A 21,909-nucleotide genomic window follows, 5' to 3' on the forward strand; every position below is an offset into this window, starting at 1 on the left:
GGTGTGGATGGGGCAGACTGTTTCATGCGGATCACCTCAGTACAATCGATGCAGCCACTTTAGGCCTTGCGGCCCCGTTGCGCAGTGCCATTCTTGCGCTGCAATTGAAGCCGCTTCCACTGCCCCACACACCATGCGAGACACCAACAGCAAGCCCGAATCCATTGTGCATGAAGAGCGCGCCCAGCTCGACTTCAGCAAAGACATGAGCTATGGCGACTACCTGCACCTGGACGAGATCCTGAATGCCCAGCACCCGCTGTCGCCCGCGCACGACGAGATGCTGTTCATCGTGCAGCACCAGACCAGCGAGTTGTGGATGAAGCTGATGCTGCATGAGCTGCGCGCGGCCATGCAGGCCATTGCCAACCCCGAGGCCAACACCAAGCCCGAGGCCTTCAAGATGCTCGCGCGCGTCTCGCGCATCATGGAGCAGCTGGTCAGTGCCTGGACCGTGCTGTCGACGATGACGCCGCCCGAGTACACGGCCATGCGCCCCTACCTGGCCAACTCCAGCGGCTTTCAGAGCGCACAGTACCGCTGCATCGAGTTCTCGCTGGGCAACAAGAACGCCGCCATGCTCAAGCCCCATGCGCACCGCGCAGACCTGCTGGCCCAGGTGCAGGCGGCTTATGAATCGCCATCGCTCTACGACATTGCCTTGCAGCTGCTGGCCCGCGAAGGCATTGCCGTGCCGGCCGAGGCACTGCAGCGCGACTGGACCCAGCCCTATGTGGAGAGCGAAGGCGTCAAGCAGGCCTGGATCACCGTGTACAGCGATCCGCACAAGTACTGGGACCTCTACCAGCTGGGCGAGAAGTTGACCGATATCGAGGATGCCTTCCGCCTCTGGCGCTTCCGCCATCTGACCACCGTCGAGCGCGTGATCGGCTTCAAGCGCGGCACCGGCGGCACCGGCGGCGTGAGCTACCTCAAGAAAATGCTCGATGTGGTGCTCTTCCCCGAGATCTGGACCCTGCGTACCAATCTCTAAGCAACTGTTCTAAGCCTCCGCAACCCCGCCCAGGGGTTGCCCCAAGTGACACTGCACCGTGCAGAGCCGGCCAGAGTCCTCTATAGTGGCAGGCGCATATAACAAGCCGCGCCCGCCCCCTGCTGGCCGATGGCGCATACAAAAAGGACCTGCACCCTCTGGCCCTGGCTTGTTGCCCGCACTCTCAGCCATGCCGGTCCCACCTACACCCTCCCCCACCGGACGCCCTGCGGCGCCCTCGTCCACCCTGCTCTGGGCCATGCTGCTGACCTTGCTGTCGGCCTTCTCGCTGAGCCAGGCCTTCCGCACCGTCACCTCCATCATTGCCGATGGGCTGCGCACCGATTTCGGCCTCTCGGCCGAGTCGCTGGGTGCCTTTGCCGGGCTGTTTGGTTTGTCCTTCGGGGTGACCCAGCTCTTCATGGGCGTGGGCATGGACCTGTATGGCCTGCGCAAGACCGTGCTCACCGCCTTTCCGCTGGCCATTGCCGGCTCGCTGATATCCGCACTGGCGCCCAGCTACCACGGGCTGATGCTGGGCCAGCTGCTGATCGGCATCGGCTGCTCGCCGGCCTTCTTGGCCTGCACCATGTTCATTGCACGGCATTTTCCGAGCGACCGCTTTGCCTTCATGTCCGGCGTCGGCATGGGCGTGGGGGGGTTGGGCCTGCTGTTTACCGGCACGCCGCTGGCTTGGCTGGTGCAGCACCATGGCTGGCGTTGGGGCTTTGGCCTGCTGGCGGTGCTCTGCGCGCTGTCCTGGATTGCGATATTTCTGCGCGTGCATGAGCCGCACCTGCCCAGCGATGACCTGCCCAAGCCCAGCTGGCTCACGGCCGTCAAAGGCTTTGGCGGCCTGCTGCTGGTGCCCCATACCTGGGCCATCGCCATCATGGGCATGGTCGGCTATGCCTCGTTTCTGACGGTGCGCGGCCTCTGGCTCAGCCCCATGCTGATCGACCGCTATGGCTTCTCGCTGGTGGCGACCGGCAATGTGGCTCTGATCGTCTCGATGATCTCGCTGTTCACGCCGTCGGTTTTTGGCCGGCTCGATCCGGGCCCGGCGCGCCGCCGGCGCCGCATCATCGCCGGAGCTGCGGTGATGGCCTGCACCTTCTGTGCGCTGGCCTTTGTGCACCATGCGGCAGCCACCGTGGCGCTGATCATGTTCATGGGCCTGGCCTCGGGCTACTCGGTGCTGCAGTATGCCGATGTGCGTTCTTCCTACCCCAAGGAAACCACGGGCCGCGCGCTGTCGGTCTACACGATGGCGATGTTCCTGGGCGTCGCGCTGATGCAGTGGCTCTCGGGCATCGTCGCCTCCTATGCGCAGCAGCATGGTGGCGAGATCTACCAGTATGTGATGCTGTTTGTGGCCGGCATGCTGATGCTGGGCTGCCTGGCCTTCCGGTTTCTGCCGCAGTCCCCACTGCTGGCCCCAAAGAGCCCCGCCAGCCCTTAACCAGGCGATGGCTACAGCACCGAGGCCGAGGATCCATCGCCCCGGTACAGCCAGGGCACATCCATCAGCTTGGCGCCCAGCGCGCGCAGTGCTGTATCGCGCCCCAATGCGACAAGGCCGCGCGCATGGAAAATCTCACCATTGCGGATTGCTCGCGCCTGCACCCGGGCATTGCGCTGCCAGCGGTTGAGCGCATAGCGCCGCAGGCGCAACGGCATCTCCAGGTCGTGCATGGTCAACGCGCGCTGCAGCTCGGCAGCATCTTCAATCGCCATGCCGGCACCCTGGGCCAGATAGGGCCGCATCGGGTGGGCGGCATCGCCCAGCAATACGACCAGGCCCTGTGCCATCTCCTGGGGGCCGGCCATCGGTGCACGGTCCGCCAGCGGCCAGAGCCGCCAGGCAGCGCCTGTGGCATTCACCGCATCCACCAGGCCCAGCAGCTGCCGGTGCGCACCGGCCAGACAGCGCTGCAGATCGGCACCATTGCCGGCATGGTCCCAGTGCTCCAGGTCATCAGGCGCTGCACCTTCCACAATGATGACCAGGTTCTGCAGTTCGCCACCCCGCACGGGGTACTGCACCGCATGAAAGCGCGGCCCCATCCAGGCGGTCACCACGTCGGTACGCCAGGCAGCAGGCAGATCGCTCTGGCGCACCAGCGCCCGGTAGGCCAGGTGGCCGGTCACGCGCGGTGGCGCATCATGCAGCAAGCGCAGGCGCGTGCGGCTCCAGACGCCGTCGGCGCCCACCAGCGCATCGCCTTCAATCTGCTTGCCCTGCTTGGTGGTGATGGTGACGACCCGGCCGTTGTCCTCGTGGTAGTCCACGGGATTGTCCAGATTGAGGTGCAGGTCGGCGCTGGGCCTTACTGCATCGAGCAGAAGCTGGTGCAGATCGGCGCGATGGATGGTAGCGTAGGCAGCGCCATAGCGGGCCACCGCTTGCGCGCCCAGGTCCAGCCGGGCCAGCTCTTGCCCGCTGATCGCATTGCGCGACACCAGCGCCTGCGGAAAAGCCGCCACCGCCTGCAGCGGCCTTTGCAGGCCCCAGGCCTGCAGGCGCCGCACCACATTGGGACCCAGTTGCACACCGGCACCCACTTCGCTGAACTGCGCAGCGCGCTCAAACAAGCGCACCTCGGTGCCCGCGCGAATGGCGGCCAGCGCCGCAGCCAGGCCGCCGATGCCGCCGCCGGCGATCAAAATCTGTTCTTGCATGTCGCCATTGTGCCCAGATTGCAGGGGCGGGCTTGTGCGCTAGCGCAACAGCCCAGTGCCTGGCTGCAGCACCCGGCGATGGTGCGGCTCAAGCCGGACGGCAGATAGGGAAGCTGTGCAGGCGCTCGAACTCGCCAATCGGCACCGGGCGGCCAAAGTGAAAGCCCTGGAAGCGCTTGCAGCCATTGCTGACGAGGAAGTCCACCTGCTCGGAGTTCTCCACGCCTTCGGCCACCACTTCGAGCTCCAGGCTCTGGGCCAGCGCCAGAATGGTACGCACGATCACCGCATCGCTGACATCGCTCAGCACATCGCTGACAAAGCTGCGGTCGATCTTCAGCTGGTCCAGCGGCAGGCGCTTGAGATAGGCCAGCGATGAGTAACCCACGCCAAAGTCATCGAGCGAGAAGCCCACGCCGCGCTCCTTGAGCTGGCGCATGCGGTTCACGGTCTCGTTGACGTCGCCGAGCAGCAGGTTCTCGGTCAGCTCCAGCTTCAGGCGTGCGGGGTTGGCGCCCGTCTGCGCCACAATGCCCAGCACCTCGTCAACAAAGCCCTGGTTGTGGAACTGCCTGGGGCTGACATTGACCGACATGGTCAGCGCCTGGGTGGAGGGGCTGGCCGCCCACAGCGCCAGCTGCTCGCAGGCGGTGCGCATCACAAAATTGCCCAGGTCCACAATCAGCCCGGTCTGCTCGGCCAGGTCGATGAACTCGATCGGCATGACCAGGCCACGTGCCGGGTGGCGCCAGCGCACGAGGGCTTCGGCGCCCACCAGGCTGCCGCTGCCGTTCATCACTGGTTGGTAGTACACCTGCAGTTCGCCGTCATGGATGGCCTGGCGCAGGTCGTTTTCCAGATTGGCACGCGCATTGACAATGGCCTGCATCTGCGGGTCAAAGAAGCGCTGGGTGTTGCGGCCGGCCGATTTGGCTTCGTACATGGCCAGGTCGGCGCGCTTGAGCAGCTCCTGCACCGTCAGCGATTCATGGTCGCCAAACACGGTCACGCCAATGCTGGGCGTGCTGTGGTGGGACTGGCCATCGAGCGCAAACGGCTGCTTGAAACGGGTGATCACATGCTCGACCACGGCGCGCACATGGGCCTCGGCCTGCGTGCGCTCCGCGCCGAGGTTCTCGACCAGCACCACAAACTCGTCGCCGCCAAAGCGCGCCACCACGTCGCCGCTGCGCACGCTGGCAATCAGGCGTTTGCCCACTTCGCACAGCAGCCGGTCACCCTTTTGGTGGCCCAGCGAATCATTGAGGTCCTTGAAATTGTCCAGGTCGATGAACAGCAGCGCCGCATAGGTGCCGCGCTGCTTGCAGGCAATGATGGACCACTCCAGCCGGTCCATCAGCATGCGGCGGTTGGGCAGGCCGGTGAGCACGTCGAAGAACTCCAGCCGCTCGATTTCCTTGCGGGCGCGGCTGCGCTCGGCCAGATCGCGCGAGATGCACAGCAGGCCGGTGACCTCGCCATTCGCTGCCCGGATCGCCGATTTGGTGATTTCAAAACGCCCCTGGTAGCCGTTGTCGGCAAACTGCAGGGTTTCCTCATAGACCACCGGGGTATTTGCATTGCGCGCTCGTAGGTCCGTCTCCCAATCCGAAGGCATGCGCGCCTGCAGCCCCAGATCGGAGGTGGTACGGCCAATGATTTGCGCATGGGTCAGACCCACCAGACGCTCGAAAGCCTGGTTGCAGTGCAGAAAGCGTCCGTCCGCACCCTTGAGCACGACCAGGTCCGGGATGGCACTGACCAGCGACACCAGCTGCGACTGCTGCTCCTGCACGCGGCCGACCATCAGCTTTTGCATGGAAACATCGTGCGACAGCAGCATGAAGGCATGGGCATCACGGCCTTGCGGGGCGACCAGGATATCGGTCTGGAAATGGCGCAGGCCCTGGGGCGTATCAATGCTTTGCTCAAAGGCCAGCGATTGCCCCGCGCGCAGGCGTGCCAGCCAATCCGGGGCCTGGCCGCGCAGGCTGGGTGCGAGCGCCTCGGTCCAGGGCTGGTCTACCAGGCTGGGCACGCCCAGCCAGTCCAGCTGGGTGCGGTTGGCATGCACGATGGCGCCTGTGCCATCAACCCGCACCACGCCGATGGGGGCCTGCTCCAGCCATTCCTCGCCCTGCAGGCGCGAGGGATGGGCGGATGCCCAGCCGACCAGGCTGTGGCGCAGCGAGGCCATGATCAACACCAGCGCCAGCACCGACAGCGCATAGCACCAGGCGGCCTGCTCCAGCAGCATGGCCCAGTGGCTGCCCGCACCGAACAAGATAGCTGCGGCACCCACGGCCAAGGCGGCTGCGATTCTCAACACCGTCCAGCGGCCGGACTGGCCGGCAAAGTGGCGGCTCTGCTGCGCAGCCCAGGCACAGCAGGCCAGCATGCCCAGCGGCAAAAGATAGCGGCGCACGCCGTCCAGATCAACCAGGCCCTGCGCGACCACCGCCGTGAGCGCCACCAGGAGCGCCGTTGCCGTCAGCACCGCGCGATTGCTTTGCAGGTACAGCCATTGGCTGGCCCGAGCCACCGCACCCGGACTGTTGCGCCGTGCAGACGACAATAAATCTATGGAGACTATCAATAGGCTTATTGATAGCAAAATATTGACAGCCAGCTCCATCCACAAAGCCGGCCGGCTGCCGTGCTCGGACATGCGCAGCGGCAGTGCCAGCACCACCGCAAAACCGCCCAGCACCACGGCGCAGCACACCCAGAGCGGGCGGCCCATGAAGGCGCTGCCGGCGGTGCCCTGCAGCAGCAAGCGCCCGCCCCAGCCCAGAGTCGCCAGAGCAGCGAGCAGCAGCAGGACCTGCACCCAGGTCTGCAGCGCCCGGGCAAAGCCCACGCCCTGCGCATCGGTGGACACCAGGCCCGCCAACAGCACCCCGCCAGCGAGCAAACACCACATGATCCGCGTATGGATCTCATGCATGCGCCGGCCTAGCGACAAGGGGGTGTAGGGGTGGGCCATAGGTGGCTAAATGTAATTAAAAGTAAACTAACTTCCATCTATTTGACCAGTAACGGTCAACAAATGCAAACGGGCCTCGTTGCAAACAAGGCCCGTGTTAGTCACGCGTAGGTCAGCTCTTACAGCAGCTGGCGCAAAACGAAGGGCAGTATACCCCCGTCCTTGTAGTACTCGACCTCGATAGGCGTGTCAATACGCAACACAAGCTCAGCTTCGGTAACGCTTCCATCGGCGCGCTGGATGATGAGCTTGGCCTTGCTGCGCGGAGCCAAAGAGGGGTCGGGCACGATGTCGATCAGCTCATCACCGCGCAGCTTCAGCGTCTCCCAGCTCTCGCCCTGCTTGAACTGCAGCGGCAGCACGCCCATGCCCACCAGATTGGCGCGGTGGATACGCTCAAAACTGCGCGCCACAACGGCCTTGATGCCCAGCAACTGGGTGCCCTTGGCCGCCCAGTCGCGGCTGGAGCCGGTGCCGTATTCTTCACCCGCGAACACCACCGTAGGCGTGCCTGCAGCCTTATAGCGCATGGCGGCATCGTAAATGAAGAGCTTACTGCCTTGTTCCTCGCCCGGATTCTGGTAGAGCGTCAAGCCCCCCTCCTCACGGGATCCATCCGGTTTGGCCTCCAGCATCAGGTTCTTGATACGCACATTGGCAAAGGTGCCGCGCATCATCACCTCATGGTTGCCCCGGCGCGATCCATAGCTGTTGAAGTCGCTTTTCTTGACGCCGTTGGCCAGCAGCCACTGGCCGGCAGGCGAGCTGTCCTTGATCGAACCGGCGGGCGAGATATGGTCAGTGGTGATCGAATCCCCAAATAAAGCCATCACCCTGGCCTTGCGCACCGCATTGTCGCGTTGCTCGGCAGTGGGCTCAGGCGCAGCCAGCGAGAAATCCTTGAAGAAAGGAGGCTCGGCGATATAGGTGCTGTCCGGCCAGGTGTAGGTGGCACCGGTGACGCCCTTGATCTTTTCCCAGAGCTTGCCAGGTTCGCTGCTGACCTTTTCATAGTTGGCACGGAAGGCCTTGCCGTTCATCGCGAACTTCATCAGTGCCTGCACCTCGTCAGTCGTCGGCCAGATATCGCCCAGATAGACATCGCGACCGTTCTTGCCTTGCCCAACGGGCTCGGTCATCAGGTCCTTGCGCACATTACCGGCAATCGCATAGGCCACCACCAGCGGTGGGCTGGCGAGGAAGTTGGCGCGGATATTGGGATGGATACGTGCCTCGAAGTTGCGGTTGCCCGACAGCACGGCCGCGCAGACCAGGTCATGGTGCTGGATGGCGCTGTTGAATTCGGGCAACAGATCACCGGCATTGCCGATACAGGTGGTGCAGCCATAACCGGCAATGCTGAAGCCCAGTTGCTCCAGGTAAGGCAGCAAGCCCGATTCGGTCAGGTACAAGGTCACCAGACGCGAGCCGGGCGCCAGCGATGTCTTGATATGCGACTGCACCCGCAGCCCCGCCTTGACAGCCTTCTTGGCCAGCAGGCCCGCAGCCAGCATCACGCTGGGGTTGGATGTGTTGGTGCAGCTGGTGATGGCGGCAATCAGCACATCGCCGTTGTGCAGTTCCACATCACGGCCTTCGATGCGCTCGGCATGGGCATCGGCGGCTTCCAACGCGGCCTCTTCGTCAACCACGGCAGGCTTGTTGGCAACCATCTCCTCCGCATTGCGGGGCGAGCCAGCAGGCAAAGGCCTGGTCTGCGGCTCGGCGGTCTCGCCAGCGCCATTGATATGCACCTTGACCGGGCGAGCCAGTTGGTCCGCCGGCAGGTTGAAGCCGTTCTGGGCAACCGGAGCGCTGAACAGGGTGTCGAACTGGGCAGCAACCTGGCCAATCTCGATGCGGTCCTGCGGCCGCTTGGGGCCGGCCAGACTGGGCGCTACTGTGGCCAGGTCCAGCCGCACAACCTGGGAGTAGTCAATATCACCGGCCTTGGGCACGCCATACAGACCCTGGGCCTTGAAGTAAGCCTCAAAGGCGGCAATCTCGGCCTTGCTGCGGCCGGTGCCCTTGAAGTACTCCATGGTCTTGTCGTCGACCGGGAAGAAGCCCATCGTGGCACCGTATTCGGGCGCCATATTGCCGATGGTGGCGCGGTCGGGCACCGACAGGCTGCGCGTGCCCTCGCCAAAGAACTCGACGAACTTGCCCACCACCTTTTCGCGGCGCAGCATCTCGGTCACGGTCAGCACCAGGTCGGTAGCAGTCACGCCTTCGCGCAGGCTGCCCGAGAGCTCAAAACCCACCACATCGGGGGTGAGGAAGTAGACCGGCTGGCCCAGCATCGCGGCCTCGGCCTCGATACCGCCCACGCCCCAGGCCACCACGCCCACGCCATTGATCATCGTGGTGTGGCTGTCGGTGCCCACCAGCGAATCCGGGTAATAGACGTGTTGCTTGTCCTGGTGCACGCCGCGCGCCAGGTATTCCAGATTGACCTGGTGCACGATGCCAAAGCCCGGAGGCACGACGCCAAAGGTGTCAAAGGCCTGCATGCCCCATTTCATGAACTGGTAGCGCTCGTTGTTGCGCTCGAACTCCAGCTTCATGTTCAGGTCCAGCGCATTCTTGCTGCCGTAGTAATCGACCATGATCGAGTGGTCCACCACCAGATCGACGGGCACCAGCGGCTCGATGGCGCTGGCGTTCTTGCCCATGCGCTCGGCCGTGCTGCGCATTGCCGCCAGATCGGCGAGCAGCGGCACGCCAGTGAAATCCTGCAGCACCACACGTGCGACGACAAAGGGAATCTCTTCGGTACGCTCGGCCTGCGGCTTCCAGTTGGCCAGCTGCTCCACGTGCTCGGGCAACACGCGCTGGCCGTCGCAATTGCGCAAGACGGACTCCAGCACGATGCGCAGGGACATCGGCAGACGCTGGATATTGGGGAATTGCTTGCTCAGCTCGGGCAGCGAGTAGAACTTGCCCTTGCTGCTTTTTTCTGACTTCTTGGACGAAGCGATCGAGAGGGATTTGAAGGTCGAGGCGAACGCGTGCTGCGCTGTCTCTTGCACACCTGATTTCATCGTGACTCCTGTTTAGCGGGTATTAGACCGAACGCTGCAAGCAGTCTACTCCCGGGCCGGGTCTTGCATATGTCATCCAATGCCTAAGCCCTGCAATCGCCTATGCAATCACGATGCGGTTCAAGCCAGCACATTAACCATCCATGCCAAGCGTCCCGGGTATGGAAATGCGAACCACTCCGACAGCAACCAAGCCTCCGCAATACCTCCATAGAATCTACAAAATCGTAAAAAAAATGGATAAGCCTATAGATTAACAATGGCAATTATAGCAAGGCACTATGAGCAATTGCATACATTTAGCATCGTTCGGATATGGGGGATAGCCATGCGGATAGCTAGCAACAATCCTTTCCTACAAAAATAGGAGAAATTAAGAAGATATGTGCTAATTTTTATAAAGCACTGCAGCTCGTCGACCCCGCAACGAAAAAAAACCTGCCGAAGCAGGTCTTTCTTTGAAGGACGTCCAACTTAAATCGCGAACTTTTCACGATCCTGGCCTTCGATCCACTTTGGCGCCTTGCCACGGCCCGTCCAGGTAGCGCCTGTTGCAGGATCGCGGTACTTAGGAGCAACTTTGGAGCCGGCGGAAGCCGAGCGACCGCGTGCAGGAGGGAATACGTCCTGTTCAGTCAGACCGTAATCCGCCACCAGCTTGCGCACCTGATCAACGGCGGTCTTGAGTTCGTTGCGACGAACTTCTTCACGCTGTTGTTGCAGGGCTGCCAGTTGGGCATCGATTTCCTTCAAAGTAGGCATGTTTAATATCCATTCAATTCAGTTAACGTGGGCAGTATACCCAAAAATGCGATAACCGAGTAAGCCCACACATTTTTCTATTTAAAGGAATGGTAAACCCAGACCCATCCACCTGTAACTTTTAGTAATCAAGCTCCATCGCATCGACCCGGGCCATTACTTTGTCGACGCGCTTGCCTTCCAGTGCCAACACCTCAAATACCCAGCCCGCGCAGTAAATCTTTTCACCCAAAGGTGGCAGATGGCCCGACTCTGCCATCAGCATGCCAGCCAGGGTGTTATAGCGGCCCTTGTCCTCATCCGGTAACTCCTTGATTTCCAATCGCGCCTTCAATTCAGACACCGGCATCAGGCCATCCAGGTACCAGGAGCCATCTTCATTTTGTACTGCCCAGGCTTCGCTGGCGGCACCGGGCTTGAGTTCACCGGTAATCGCTTCCAGCACATCGCGCGGCGTGATGATGCCCTGCACTACCCCGTATTCATCGACGACAAAAATCATGCGGCCCGCGCGCGCGCGGAATTGCTCCAGCAGTTCAAAGCCGCTGAGCGTTTCAGGCACATAGCTGGCCGCCACGGCCACCTTCGCAATCGAGGTGTTCTGGGTATCGGCCACGTCGAGCAGGTGCGCCACGCTGACCAGGCCCACCACGTTGTCCAGAGATTCACGGCAAACCGGGTACCACGAATGTGCGCCCTTGCCGCTGGAGGCACGCACCTCATGCAAGGCCTGCGCCACCGTCAAATTGGCATCCAGCCATTCCACATCGCCACGTGGCACCATCATCGAAATCAGCGGACGGTCATCCAGATGGAATACGTTTTGCACCATCTGGTGTTCGTGGTGCTCGATCACACCAGCGTCTCGCCCTTCATCCAGGCTGGCAACGATTTCCTCTTCGGTCACGGCGCGGTCTGACTCATCCTTGATGCGCAGCAGCTTGAGCACGCCTTGCGCAGAGATTGCCAGCAGCCACACAAAGGGCTTGGCAATCCTGGACACCCAGGTCAGCGGCAGCGCAATGAGGCGCGACGAGGCCTCGGGGTACATCTGGCCAATGCGCTTGGGCACCAGCTCGCCAAACACAATGGTCATGAAGGTAATGACAATAATCACCGTGGTGGTGGCCACCACCGAGGCAAACGAGGCCGGCATGCCCCAGGTGATCAGCCACTGCGCAAGCCCGTCGCTGAACGCTGCTTCACCAAAAATGCCGTTGAGCATGCCGATCGAGGTGATGCCAACCTGAATCGAGGACAGAAATTGGGTAGGATTGCTGAGCAGATCCAGCGCCGCCTTGGCGCCCTTGTCGCCACTTTCGGCCATGGCCAGCAAACGGGACTTGCGGCTGCTGGCGAGCGCCAGTTCGGACATGGCGAAGACCCCGTTCAACAAGGTCAAAAGCGCGATCAAGAGTACGTCTAACAAAATAGTTCACAGGTAGTTCTACAAGCATGTCACTTTACTGTATCGGCGATATCCAAGGCTGCGATAGCGCTTTGGGCCGTCTGCTGACCAAAATCGATTTCTCGCCCAGCCGCGACACCGTGTATCTGCTGGGCGACCTGGTCAACCGGGGCCCGGAATCGGCCCAGACCTTGCGCCGCTGCATAGCTTCGGACGGCAGCATCCTGGCCTTGCTCGGCAACCATGACCTGCACCTGCTGGCCGCGGCGCATGGCCGGCGCAAGTTCTCACGGCGCGATACCTTGCTGGAAGTGCTGCAGGCGCCGGATGCTGCGCAGTTGCTGGAGTGGGTGCGCCAGCAGCCACTGGCCCGCACGCACACCTTGGGTGGCGAGCAGTTGCTGATGGTGCATGCCGGCGTGCACCGCAGCTGGGACGCCGCCGACACGCTGCGCTATGCCGCCGAGGTAGAGGCCGTGCTGCGCAGCGACGCGTTGACCAGCTTCTTGCACGCCATGTATGGCAATACGCCAGCGCAGTGGGATCCGCAACTGAGCGGCATGGAGCGCCTGCGCATGATCACCAATGTGCTCACCCGCATGCGCTTTTGCCATGCCGATGGCAGCCTGGATTTTGAGAGCACCGAAAGCCTGGCCGAAGCCCCTGAAGGCCTGACCGCCTGGTTTGACCTGCCCGGCCGCGCCACTGCCAACACCACCATCGCCTTTGGCCACTGGTCCACCCTGGGCGATCTGCAACGCCCCCACCTGCTGGCGCTGGATACCGGCTGCGTCTGGGGCGGCTGCCTGAGCGCGGTGCGCTTTGGCACTGCGCTGGCCGAGCGCGAGCTGATTCATGTCGATTGCGAGCAGGCCCAGCAGCCGGGCTAAGAACCTGTTAACGATCTCCTCGCGCCGCGACAGTCACTTTGCGGAATGTGAGGCTGCGAACAAAATAGCTAAGGTGCCCCTGCCCGGGCGGCCGCAAAGCCACTGTCCCTACGGGTTGGAGTGGAATCGGGCGATTTCTTCGCACTGGCTCTTGCTTGCACCCCGGTGCAAGCTGCGAACCAGCCCTTCGAACTCATCCCGATTGCACTTCAACGCGGCTGCGTAGAGATCGTCAACAGGTTCTAAAAAAAAGGCCTCAGCGTGTAGCTGAGGCCTTGGTCAATCATCGTTACCGAGATTATTCAGAAGCAGGCGACGGCTTGAACAGTGCCGCCACCTTGCGGCGTGGCTTGATGCCGGGGCCGCGTGCCGGCGCTGGCTTGGCATTTGCATCCCAGGCAGCAGGCTCGGCCGCCTTGGGCTCGTAAGGCTTGTCAAAGAAGGGATCGCGCGAGACGGGTGCCGGGCGGTAGCGCTCGCGGCGGTCCTGGCCTTCGTCTTCGCGGGGTGCGCGGCGGTCGCGGCTGCGCGAGCTGTCACGCTCACGGCCGGCTTCACGCTCACGGCGTTCGCGGTTGCCGTCGTTGAAACGCTCACGCTGGGGCTGCGCATCCAGTGCAAAGTTCTCGACGTCGATCTTTTTCTTGATCAGTTTCTCAATGTCCGACACATGGCGGGTATCGGCATGCGAGACCAGGGTGACGGCCAGGCCCGATGCACCAGCACGGCCGGTACGGCCAATGCGGTGCACATAGTCTTCGGCATTGAAAGGCACATCGAAGTTGAAGACGGCGGGCACATCCTTGATGTCCAGACCGCGTGCGGCCACATCGGTACAGACCAGCAGATCCACGTCGCCCTGCTTGAAGGCTTCGAGCGCCTTGAGGCGCTCGTCCTGGCTCTTGTCGCCGTGCAGCGCAGCAGCCCGCAGGCCTTCACGCTCCAGGGTGCGGGCCAGGCGCGAGCAGCCCAGCTTGCTGTTGACGAACACAAAGGCCTGGCGGATCTGGCGATCCCGCAGCACCTTGGTCAGCACACGGCGCTTGTCGTCGTCCGAGGCGGCGTAAAACCGCTGCTCGACGGTGGACGCGGTTTCATTGGGGCGTGCAACCTCGATCGTGATCGGGTCTTGCAGGTAGCTGCCGGCCAGGCGCTTGATCTCGGGCGAGAACGTGGCCGAGAACAGCAAGGTGGTGCGCTTTTTGGGCAGGAAGGACAGGATGCGCTGCAGATCGGGCAGAAAACCGATGTCGAGCATGCGGTCGGCCTCGTCCAGCACCACATATTCCACCTGGTTGAGCACCGCGTTCTTGGCCTCGATGTGGTCCAACAGGCGTCCAGGCGTCGCCACCAGGATTTCGACGCCCTTTTTCAGCTCCAGCGTCTGGGGCTTCATGTCCATGCCGCCGAACACCACGGTGCTGCGCAGCTTGGTGTGCTTGGCGAACTGGGCAATCTGCTGGGCGACCTGGTCGGCCAGTTCACGCGTAGGCAGCAGCACCAGCGCGCGCACCGGGTGGCGGGCAGGCGATGCCGAGCTGTTTTCGTGCACCATCATCCGCTGCAGCAGCGGCAGTGAGAAAGCAGCTGTCTTGCCCGTGCCAGTTTGTGCCGCGCCCATGACGTCCTTGCCAGTCAGCACCACAGGGATCGCCTGTGCCTGAATGGGAGTCATGGATGCGTAGCCCATCTCGGAGATGGCTTTGGCCAGGGGCTCGGCCAGATGAAGGTTGGAGAAAGAATTTGTCATGTAAGCCCCCTATTGTCGCACTGCAGACAAATCGGCGCTTGGCTTAACCCTGTCTTGCCTTACGGATTCGCCCCGAGCCAGTGCAAATCCTGGCAGACCAGCGTAGGTGCTGCTGCCAGAGACTGCAGCCCGGGGTATTGCAGCGGAGGGGCCCAGCCCGGTTTTTGCGGCCTGGGCCCGGTGCATCACAGGCTACCGGCCTGGAAGGTGTCGCAAGACTGGACGCTGCCGGTCTTGTAGCCCTGGGTGAACCAGCGCACGCGCTGGGCGCTGGAGCCGTGGGTAAAGCTGTCGGGGCGCACGGTGCCGGTGGCTTCGCGCTGCAGCTTGTCGTCACCAATCTGCTGGGCGGCATTCACGGCCGATTCGATATCGCCCTGCTCCAGCCAGCTCTTGGCCTGCTGCGAATGGTTGGCCCAGATGCCGGCATAGCAGTCGGCCTGCAGCTCCAGGCGCACCGACAGCGCGTTTTGCTCGCGCTCGCTGATGCGGCCGCGCATCGCATCGACCTTGCCCGAGATACCCAGCAGGTTCTGCACATGGTGGCCCACCTCGTGCGCCACCACATAGGCACGCGCAAACTCACCTGGCGCGCCCAGCTGGCGGCTCATGGTGTTGAAAAAGTCCATGTCCAGGTAGACCTTCTGGTCACCAGGGCAGTAGAACGGGCCCATCGCCGATTGGCCGGTGCCGCAGGCGGTGCGCGTGACGCCAGTGAACAACACCAGGCGAGGTGCGCGGTACTGGGCGCCGCCCTTGGTAAAGATATCGGTCCAGACATCTTCGGTCGATGCCAGCACCGTGGAGACGAACTTGGCACCCTGGTCATTGGCCGGCGGCGCCTTGGCCGGGCCTTGCTGCGTGGGTGCGGGCGAGCCGCCACCCGAAAGCACGCCAATGGTGGTGAGCGGGTTGATGCCGAACACGCCCCAGCCAATCAGCGCCAGCACCACGGTGCCGATGCCGATGCTGCGCCCGCCCAGGCCAAAGCCTCCGCCGCCTCCACCGCCACTGCCTCGGCGGTCTTCCACATTGCTCGATTCGCGGTTGCCTTCCCATTTCATGGTCGCTCTCCTTGCAGTGCCCTGGCACTGCCTCTGTTATTGATCCGCCTACAGTAGCGCATTTGGGGTGGGCCGGTCCGTAAGACCGGCTCCCGAGCACGCAGAAAATTTGCCTGCAGCGCCCCCATTGAAGAAAATTTGCAAAGCCCCGGGCGACGCTGCCACCCGCCAGTAAAAAAGCCACTCCAAAACGGGAGTGGCTGCGGGGCTGGGCGGGGCGTTTTCAGGCCTTTGGCAAGGTGACGCCGTGCTGGCCCTGGTACTTGCCATTGCGGTCCTTGTAGCTCACCTCGCAAGGCTCATCACCGCGCAGGAACAGCACCTGTGCGCAGCCCTCACCGGCGTAGATTTTGGCTGGCAGCGGCGTGGTGTTGGAGAACTCCAGGGTCACATAACCTTCCCACTCCGGCTCGAACGGCGTCACATTGACGATGATGCCGCAGCGCGCATAGGTGCTCTTGCCCAGGCAGACGGTCAGCACATCGCGCGGAATGCGGAAGTACTCGACGGTGCGGGCCAGCGCGAAGCTGTTGGGCGGAATGATGCAGTAATCGCCCTCGAAATCGACAAAGCTCTTCTCGTCGAAGTTCTTGGGATCGACCACGGTGCTGTGGATGTTGGTGAACACCTTGAATTCGCGGGCGCAGCGGATGTCGTAGCCATAGCTGGAGGTGCCGTAGCTGATGATTTTCTTGCCATCCACCTGGCGCACCTGACCGGGCTCGAAGGGCTCGATCATGCCGTGCTGTTCCGCCATGCGGCGAATCCACTTGTCGCTTTGAATGCTCATGTCTGAAAAAACTCCTAGGCGGCATTGTAGCGAAAGGCATGGCCCCAGCGGGCGGCATCTGCAGCCGCCCCGGGGCCTTGCTCCACGACCGCTGCACCAGGATCAGCCCAGCTTCTGCGCGATCTGGCTGCGCTCGATCAGGCGGTCATCGCCCAGCACGATCAGACTGAACAGCAGCTCTTCCAGATTGCGGGCCTGCGCCGTCTTGCGGGCGATCAGTGGCGTGGCCTGCGGATTGACCACGACAAAGTCGGCCTCGCAGCCCGGTTGCAGGTTGCCCACGACGCCCGCCAGGCCCAGCGCCCGCGCCGCGCCCGCCGTGTGCTGCCACCACAGATGGCTGGGCGCCAGCGACAGGCCCTGCTTGTCGCGCCCCTCGCGGCCCACAAAATAGGCCGCCAGCATGGTGCGGAAAGGGCTGAAGCTGGTGCCGCCGCCCACATCGCTGGCCAGGCCGTACAGCATCTGCGCCGCATCGGCCTGGGCATAGTCAAAAAAGCCGCTGGCCAGAAACAGGTTGCTGGTCGGGCTGATGGCCGCAGCGGTGCCGGTCTCGTGCATCAGCGCGCGGTCACGCGCATCGAGGTAGATGCAGTGCGCATAGACGGCGCGCTCGCGCATCAGGCCCCGGTCGGCATAGACCTGCAGGTAGCTGCGGCTGTCGGGGAAGAGCTCGCGCACCCAGGCAATCTCGTCCAGGTTTTCCGCCACATGCGACTGGATCCAGACATCGCTGTAGCGCGCCGCCAGCTCGCCGGCACCGCGCAGCTGGGCATCGGTGCTGGTGGGGGCAAAGCGCGGCGTGATCGCATAGCCGAGGCGGTCCACGCCATGCCAGCGGCGGATCAGCGCCTCGGTGTCGACCAGGCTTTGTTCGGTCTCATCGCGCACGCCGTCGGGCGAATGGCGGTCCTGCAGCACCTTGCCGGTGATCAGCCGCATCTGGCGCTTTTGCGCCTCGGCAAACAGCGCATCGGCCGACGCCGGGTGCGAGGTCGCAAACGTCAGCGACGTGGTCACGCCATTGCGCAGCAGCTCATCGACAAAGAAATGCGCGACTTCGCCCGCGTAGGGGGCATCGACAAAGCGCGATTCATGGGGAAAGGTGTAGTCATTGAGCCAGGGCAAGAGGCCGCTGGCGGGCGAGCCGATCACATCGGTCTGCGGGTAGTGGATGTGCATGTCCACAAAGCCCGGCGCGATGATGCGGCCTGGCAGGTGCTCGACCACGGCATCGGCCCCCGCCTGGGCCAGCAACTGGGCAGACAGCGCCTGCCAGCTGCCTGCGGCCAGCACGCGCTCGCGCCCATCGGCGCCGGGTGCCACGGCCAGCAGGCCATCTTCTTCATACAGCGCCTGGCCATCTTCGGCAAAGCGCAACAAGGCGGATCGGTAAATATGCATGGCGCCAAGCTTAGCGGCTGCCAAGGGCTGCCGTTATATAAGCTCAGCAATAGTTTCTATGCGCGGATACAGGGCTGTTGGCCGCGCCAGCTTGGGGTGGCGTGCGACACGGGCAGTACGCTGACAGTAGGCACATCGTTAACCAGGGAAAACCCCAGTCCTCGACCCATGCGCAGGTCATCCCTGCGGTCTATAGTGTTTGTTTTACCTGTTGGTTAAAACAGTCTGCGGCGCTGCCAAGACAGCGCCCGCTGCACCATTGCAAGGAGGAAGCCCGTCCCATGCCGCATTTTGTTGATCCGTCCCCTGCCGGTGTCTGCATTTTCTGCCGAATCGTGCAAGGAGAAATTCCCTCGGCCAAGGTGTATGAAGACGCCTTGACGATTGCCTTCATGGACCTAGGCCAGGTCAACCCCGGCCATGTGTTGGTGGCGACCAAGCGCCATGCGGCCAATATTTTCGAGATCACCGACGAGGAATCGGCTGCGGTGATGCAGACCGCACGCAAGGTGGCACTGGCTGCCAAGATCGCTTTCGAGCCCGCAGGCCTCACCTTGCTCCAGGCCAATGGCGTCGAAGGCGGCCAGACCGTCGCGCACTTCCACCTGCATGTGGTGCCGCGCCATGCCGATGATGGCGTGAGCTTCAGCTGGCCGCGCAAGGAACCCGGTGGTGCCGTACTGGAAGGCTATGCGCTGCAGCTGCGCAATGCAATGCTGTCCGAATCGGTGCCGGTAGCGGCTTAAGGCCGTCACCCACCAAAGAACAAGGGCGCCTTACGGCGCCCTTGTTGCGTTTAGCCTTGGCGGGCGGCCTCTGCAAAGGCCATCTGCAGCTGGCCCAGCCAGGCCTGCTTGCGGCTGGCTGGCACAAAGCTCGCCTCAAAGCTGTTGGCCGCCAGCTGGTAGGCCTGCTCGGAGTGCATGCCGGTGGCGGCAAACAGCTGCACAAAGTTCTCGTTGATATAGCCACCGAAGTAGGCCGGATCGTCCGAGTTGACGGTGGCCACCAGGCCGGCCGCCAGCAGCTGCGGCATATTGTGGTCGGCCAGGTCGGGGAAGACCTGCAGCTTCTGGTTGGACAGCGGGCAGACGGTGAGCGGAATGCGCTCGTCGCGCAGGCGCTGCATCAGCGCGTCATCGTGCACGGCTTGCACGCCATGGTCCACCCGCTCGGCATGCAGCAAATCCAGCGCACCCCAGATATAGGCGGGTGGCCCCTCCTCACCGGCATGGGCCACGCGGCGCAGGCCCAGGTCCTTGCAGCGGGTGAACACGCGGGCAAACTTCTCCGGCGGGTTGCCGACCTCGCTGCTGTCCAGGCCCACGCCGCTGAAATAGGCGCGGTAAGGCAGCGCCTCTTCCAGGGTCTGCAGCGCTTCTTCTTCGCTCAGGTGGCGCAGAAAATTCAGGATCAGCTGCGAGCTGATGCCCCAGCGCTTTTCCGCATCCACACAGGCCTTGTGCAGACCCTGGATCACATGGGCCATCGCCACACCACGGGCGGTGTGCGTCTGCGGATCGAAGAAGATCTCGGTGTGCACCACGTTGTCGGCTACGGCGCGCTCCAGGTAGGCCATGGCCATGTCGTAGAAGTCCTGCTCGGTCAGCAAGACACTGGCACCCGCGTAGTAGATATCGAGAAAGCTCTGCAGGTTGGTGAAGGCGTATGCGGCGCGCAGGCTCTCGACATCGGCATAGGGCAAGGCCACGCCGTTGCGCTGGGCCAGCGCAAAAATCAGCTCGGGCTCCAGCGAGCCTTCGATGTGCATGTGCAGTTCTGCCTTGGGCATGGCACGCAGCAGGCCTGGCAGGCGGGCGGCATCGATTTGTGGGACGGTGTACATCTCAACACACTCCAAAAGTGACGCCACTGGCCTTGAGGTAGCGGCGGTAGGCCACCGACATGCGGTCGGCCGGTGAGTTCAGTTCTGCCTTGGCATCGAGTGGCAGCGGCTTGGGCATCTGGGACTCCAGCACGGGCTGGTCCTGGGTAAAGATCGTATGCTGAAACTGCTGCAGCTGCTCGTCCGTGCTGTCGAAATCAGCCACCGCCAGGCGGAACCAGACACGGCTGCGATCGGGCGTGACCGGGCAGACAAACAGGCCAATGGCCTCGCGCCAGCCCTGCTTGCTCGAACCGCTCTCGGGCACCTTGGTCAGCAAGGCGGTATAGGGGGCAGTCACCTCATAGGTGTAGTCCACTTCAGCGGGCTTGGTCGAATGCAGGTTCGACTGGGGCTGGATCGCCTTGCAGCCAGTGGCCTTGACGCCCCGCTCCGTGGTTTCCACCTCGTAGTGCGACATCTCGGTTGCATCGCGGCTGCCCAGCCAGCCCTCGTGCACAAAGCCGAAGTGCGACATGTCCAGAAAGTTCTCGATGATGCGGGGCGCGCTGGCCTCCACATCGTAGGGTCCGCAGTTGAGCTTGCGCAGGCGCTCATCGGCCTCGGCCTCGAACACCGGCAGCGGCGTGGCCGGCTGGCCCTCCGCATCGGTCGCCAGCTGCACCCACACCAGGCCATGGGCCTCCTGCACGCCATAGGATGCAACACAGTGCTTGGCCGGCGGCACAAAGGCGGGCACGGCCGGCACCTTCACACACTGGCCGCCGCTGGCAAACTGCCAGCCATGGTAGGGGCACTCCAGCTGGCCATCCTGCACGCGGCCCAGCGACAGGCGGGCGCCACGGTGCGGGCAGCGGTCGACAAAGGCCTGCACCTGGCCTTGCGCATCGCGCCACAGCACCAGTTCCTGGTCCAGCAGGCGCACCGGCAGCGGGGCGCTCACCACCGCATCAGACAAGGCAACCGGGTGCCATTGTTGGGCTTCGATCATCGGGGAATCTCTTTGTATAAATGACAAGGCTGCCCTGAGGCAGCCTTGGGTCACGATGTTAGCACTGGCATAAAGAACACCTGTGCTACTCGCGTTTAAATGCGGCGCAACGCCCGCGCATCACTTGCCAGGGACATTGCCTTCCACGCCCTTGATGTAGAAGCTGATGCCCTTGAGGAATTCGTCGTCGGCAACCTTGTCGGCGGCCAGGATTTCCTTGCCGTCCTGGCCCAGGATGGGGCCCTTCCAGATGCTGAAGGTACCGTCTTTCAGGCCCTTCTTGACTTCTTCCACCTTGGCCTTGGCTTCGGCAGGCACGTCTTCGGCGATGGACACCAGGTCGATCGTGCCTTCCTTCACACCCCACCAGGTCTGGCGGCTGGTCCACTTGCCTTCCAGCGCGCTGCGGGTGGTGTCAATGTAGTACGGCGTCCAGTTGATGATGGCCGAGCCCAGGTGGGCCTTGGGGCCGTAGGCGGTCATGTCCGAATCCCAACCAAAAGCGCGCTTGCCCTTTTCTTCGGCGGTCTTGAGCACAGCGGGCGAGTCGGTGTTCTGGAACAGAATGTCGGCGCCGCCATTGATCAGGCTGGTGGCCGCTTCGGTTTCCTTCGGAGGGCTGAACCATTCATTGACCCAGACCACCTTGGTGCTGATCTTGGGGTTGACGCTTTGCGCACCCAGGGTGAAGCTGTTGATGTTGCGGATCACTTCGGGGATTGGCACCGAGCCCACCACGCCCAGTGTGTTGCTCTTGGTCATCGAGCCGGCGATGATGCCGGCCAGGTAAGCGCCTTCGTAGGTGCGGCTGTCATAGGTGCTGACATTGCCGGCCACCTTGTAGCCCGTGGCGTGTTCCCACTTGATATCGGCAAAATCGGGCGCCAGCTTCTGGATCACGTCCATGTAGCCAAAGGTGGTGCCAAATACCAGCTTGTTGCCCTGGGTAGCCATATCGCGCAGCACGCGCTCGGCGTCTGCGCCTTCGGGCACGCTTTCCACATAGCTGGTCTGGATCTTGTCGCCAAATTCCTTCTCCAGCGCCTTGCGCGCCTGGTCGTGTGCGAAGGTCCAGCCGCCGTCGCCCACCGGGCCGACGTAGGCAAAGGAAATCTTCAAGGGCTCGGCAGCAGGCGCCGCGGCCGCTGGGGCAGCAGCCGGTGCGGGCGCGGGCGCCTCTTCCTTCTTGCTGCAACCCACCACGGCGGCAGCGGCCAGCGCGGAGAGCGCGGCGACCTTGATCAGCGAACGCTTATGGAAATCAGTCATCTCTGTGTCCTCGAATGTTGTTGGAATGT

At 62.9% G+C, this 21,909-nt stretch carries 16 protein-coding genes; 4 read left to right on the forward strand and 12 right to left on the reverse strand.

Features of this window, described 5'->3' with window-relative positions; translation table 11 throughout:
- Positions 1-133: 133 nt before the first annotated feature.
- On the forward strand, positions 134-994 hold the full coding sequence (gene kynA, locus LPW39_RS11535) for a tryptophan 2,3-dioxygenase (protein ID WP_230774803.1): 861 nt from the start codon (positions 134-136) through the stop codon (positions 992-994).
- 190 nt (positions 995-1,184) lie between these two features.
- A complete protein-coding gene (locus LPW39_RS11540) occupies positions 1,185-2,456 on the forward strand; it encodes an MFS transporter (RefSeq protein WP_230774805.1) in 1,272 nt (423 codons plus the stop codon).
- 11 nt (positions 2,457-2,467) lie between these two features.
- Here the strand turns inward: LPW39_RS11540 and LPW39_RS11545 are convergent, their stop codons facing one another.
- From LPW39_RS11545 to LPW39_RS11565, 5 genes are all read right to left on the reverse strand, one after another.
- On the reverse strand, positions 2,468-3,676 hold the full coding sequence (locus tag LPW39_RS11545) for an FAD-dependent monooxygenase (protein ID WP_230774807.1): 1,209 nt from the start codon (positions 3,674-3,676) through the stop codon (positions 2,468-2,470).
- Positions 3,677-3,764: 88 nt separating this feature from the next.
- On the reverse strand, positions 3,765-6,623 hold the full coding sequence (locus LPW39_RS11550) for a putative bifunctional diguanylate cyclase/phosphodiesterase (protein WP_230774809.1): 2,859 nt from the start codon (positions 6,621-6,623) through the stop codon (positions 3,765-3,767).
- A 158-nt stretch (positions 6,624-6,781) separates the two neighbouring features.
- Complete coding sequence (locus LPW39_RS11555) at positions 6,782-9,706, reverse strand: aconitate hydratase (protein WP_230774811.1); 2,925 nt, start codon at positions 9,704-9,706, stop codon at positions 6,782-6,784.
- A 474-nt stretch (positions 9,707-10,180) separates the two neighbouring features.
- A complete protein-coding gene (locus LPW39_RS11560; RefSeq protein ID WP_021027731.1) occupies positions 10,181-10,468 on the reverse strand; it encodes an H-NS histone family protein in 288 nt (95 codons plus the stop codon).
- 121 nt (positions 10,469-10,589) lie between these two features.
- On the reverse strand, positions 10,590-11,870 hold the full coding sequence (locus LPW39_RS11565) for a hemolysin family protein (protein ID WP_330166610.1): 1,281 nt from the start codon (positions 11,868-11,870) through the stop codon (positions 10,590-10,592).
- Positions 11,871-11,923: 53 nt separating this feature from the next.
- Between LPW39_RS11565 and LPW39_RS11570 the strand changes: the two genes are divergently transcribed.
- Positions 11,924-12,766 (forward strand): symmetrical bis(5'-nucleosyl)-tetraphosphatase, encoded by an 843-nt coding sequence (locus LPW39_RS11570; protein ID WP_230774813.1) that lies wholly within the window; start codon positions 11,924-11,926, stop codon positions 12,764-12,766.
- A gap of 298 nt (positions 12,767-13,064) precedes the next feature.
- On the opposite strand, the gene LPW39_RS11575 is transcribed toward LPW39_RS11570, so the two are convergent.
- From LPW39_RS11575 to guaD, 4 genes are all read right to left on the reverse strand, one after another.
- Entirely contained in the window at positions 13,065-14,516 is a 1,452-nt protein-coding gene (locus LPW39_RS11575; protein ID WP_230774815.1) for a DEAD/DEAH box helicase, read from the reverse strand.
- A 185-nt stretch (positions 14,517-14,701) separates the two neighbouring features.
- Positions 14,702-15,580, reverse strand: coding sequence for a KPN_02809 family neutral zinc metallopeptidase (ypfJ, locus tag LPW39_RS11580; protein ID WP_230774817.1), 879 nt, complete (start codon positions 15,578-15,580; stop codon positions 14,702-14,704).
- Between the two features lie 223 nt (positions 15,581-15,803).
- On the reverse strand, positions 15,804-16,370 hold the full coding sequence (gene dcd, locus LPW39_RS11585) for a dCTP deaminase (protein ID WP_021027736.1): 567 nt from the start codon (positions 16,368-16,370) through the stop codon (positions 15,804-15,806).
- A gap of 102 nt (positions 16,371-16,472) precedes the next feature.
- Entirely contained in the window at positions 16,473-17,774 is a 1,302-nt protein-coding gene (gene guaD / locus LPW39_RS11590) for a guanine deaminase (RefSeq protein WP_230774819.1), read from the reverse strand.
- Positions 17,775-18,055: 281 nt separating this feature from the next.
- Between guaD and LPW39_RS11595 the strand changes: the two genes are divergently transcribed.
- The gene (locus tag LPW39_RS11595; RefSeq protein ID WP_133857827.1) at positions 18,056-18,520 is read left to right on the forward strand and encodes an HIT family protein; all 465 of its coding nucleotides are present in this window, start codon (positions 18,056-18,058) and stop codon (positions 18,518-18,520) included.
- 50 nt (positions 18,521-18,570) lie between these two features.
- Here the strand turns inward: LPW39_RS11595 and LPW39_RS11600 are convergent, their stop codons facing one another.
- From LPW39_RS11600 to LPW39_RS11610, 3 genes are all read right to left on the reverse strand, one after another.
- Positions 18,571-19,620, reverse strand: coding sequence for an adenosine deaminase (locus LPW39_RS11600; RefSeq protein WP_230774821.1), 1,050 nt, complete (start codon positions 19,618-19,620; stop codon positions 18,571-18,573).
- Position 19,621: 1 nt separating this feature from the next.
- On the reverse strand, positions 19,622-20,611 hold the full coding sequence (locus LPW39_RS11605) for an aromatic ring-hydroxylating dioxygenase subunit alpha (RefSeq protein ID WP_230774823.1): 990 nt from the start codon (positions 20,609-20,611) through the stop codon (positions 19,622-19,624).
- 120 nt (positions 20,612-20,731) lie between these two features.
- Complete coding sequence (locus LPW39_RS11610; RefSeq protein ID WP_230774825.1) at positions 20,732-21,880, reverse strand: BMP family ABC transporter substrate-binding protein; 1,149 nt, start codon at positions 21,878-21,880, stop codon at positions 20,732-20,734.
- Positions 21,881-21,909 lie beyond the last annotated feature (29 nt).

This window comes from Comamonas koreensis, assembly GCF_021026195.1.
In the GTDB taxonomy this organism is placed as follows: domain Bacteria; phylum Pseudomonadota; class Gammaproteobacteria; order Burkholderiales; family Burkholderiaceae_C; genus Comamonas; species Comamonas koreensis.

What these genes read in the sequence shown, in the direction of transcription:
- dcd (WP_021027736.1), bottom strand. Translation starts at nt 16,370, where the DNA reads ATGAGCATTCAAAGCGACAAGTGGATTCGCCGCATGGCGGAACAGCAC.
- LPW39_RS11545 (WP_230774807.1), bottom strand. Translation starts at nt 3,676, where the DNA reads ATGCAAGAACAGATTTTGATCGCCGGCGGCGGCATCGGCGGCCTGGCT.
- LPW39_RS11555 (WP_230774811.1), bottom strand. Translation starts at nt 9,706, where the DNA reads ATGAAATCAGGTGTGCAAGAGACAGCGCAGCACGCGTTCGCCTCGACC.
- guaD (WP_230774819.1), bottom strand. Translation starts at nt 17,774, where the DNA reads ATGCATATTTACCGATCCGCCTTGTTGCGCTTTGCCGAAGATGGCCAG.
- kynA (WP_230774803.1), top strand. Translation starts at nt 134, where the DNA reads ATGCGAGACACCAACAGCAAGCCCGAATCCATTGTGCATGAAGAGCGC.
- LPW39_RS11610 (WP_230774825.1), bottom strand. Translation starts at nt 21,880, where the DNA reads ATGACTGATTTCCATAAGCGTTCGCTGATCAAGGTCGCCGCGCTCTCC.
- LPW39_RS11570 (WP_230774813.1), top strand. Translation starts at nt 11,924, where the DNA reads ATGTCACTTTACTGTATCGGCGATATCCAAGGCTGCGATAGCGCTTTG.
- LPW39_RS11575 (WP_230774815.1), bottom strand. Translation starts at nt 14,516, where the DNA reads ATGACAAATTCTTTCTCCAACCTTCATCTGGCCGAGCCCCTGGCCAAA.
- LPW39_RS11595 (WP_133857827.1), top strand. Translation starts at nt 18,056, where the DNA reads ATGCCGCATTTTGTTGATCCGTCCCCTGCCGGTGTCTGCATTTTCTGC.
- LPW39_RS11560 (WP_021027731.1), bottom strand. Translation starts at nt 10,468, where the DNA reads ATGCCTACTTTGAAGGAAATCGATGCCCAACTGGCAGCCCTGCAACAA.
- LPW39_RS11550 (WP_230774809.1), bottom strand. Translation starts at nt 6,623, where the DNA reads ATGCATGAGATCCATACGCGGATCATGTGGTGTTTGCTCGCTGGCGGG.
- LPW39_RS11540 (WP_230774805.1), top strand. Translation starts at nt 1,185, where the DNA reads ATGCCGGTCCCACCTACACCCTCCCCCACCGGACGCCCTGCGGCGCCC.
- LPW39_RS11605 (WP_230774823.1), bottom strand. Translation starts at nt 20,611, where the DNA reads ATGATCGAAGCCCAACAATGGCACCCGGTTGCCTTGTCTGATGCGGTG.
- ypfJ (WP_230774817.1), bottom strand. Translation starts at nt 15,580, where the DNA reads ATGAAATGGGAAGGCAACCGCGAATCGAGCAATGTGGAAGACCGCCGA.
- LPW39_RS11600 (WP_230774821.1), bottom strand. Translation starts at nt 19,620, where the DNA reads ATGTACACCGTCCCACAAATCGATGCCGCCCGCCTGCCAGGCCTGCTG.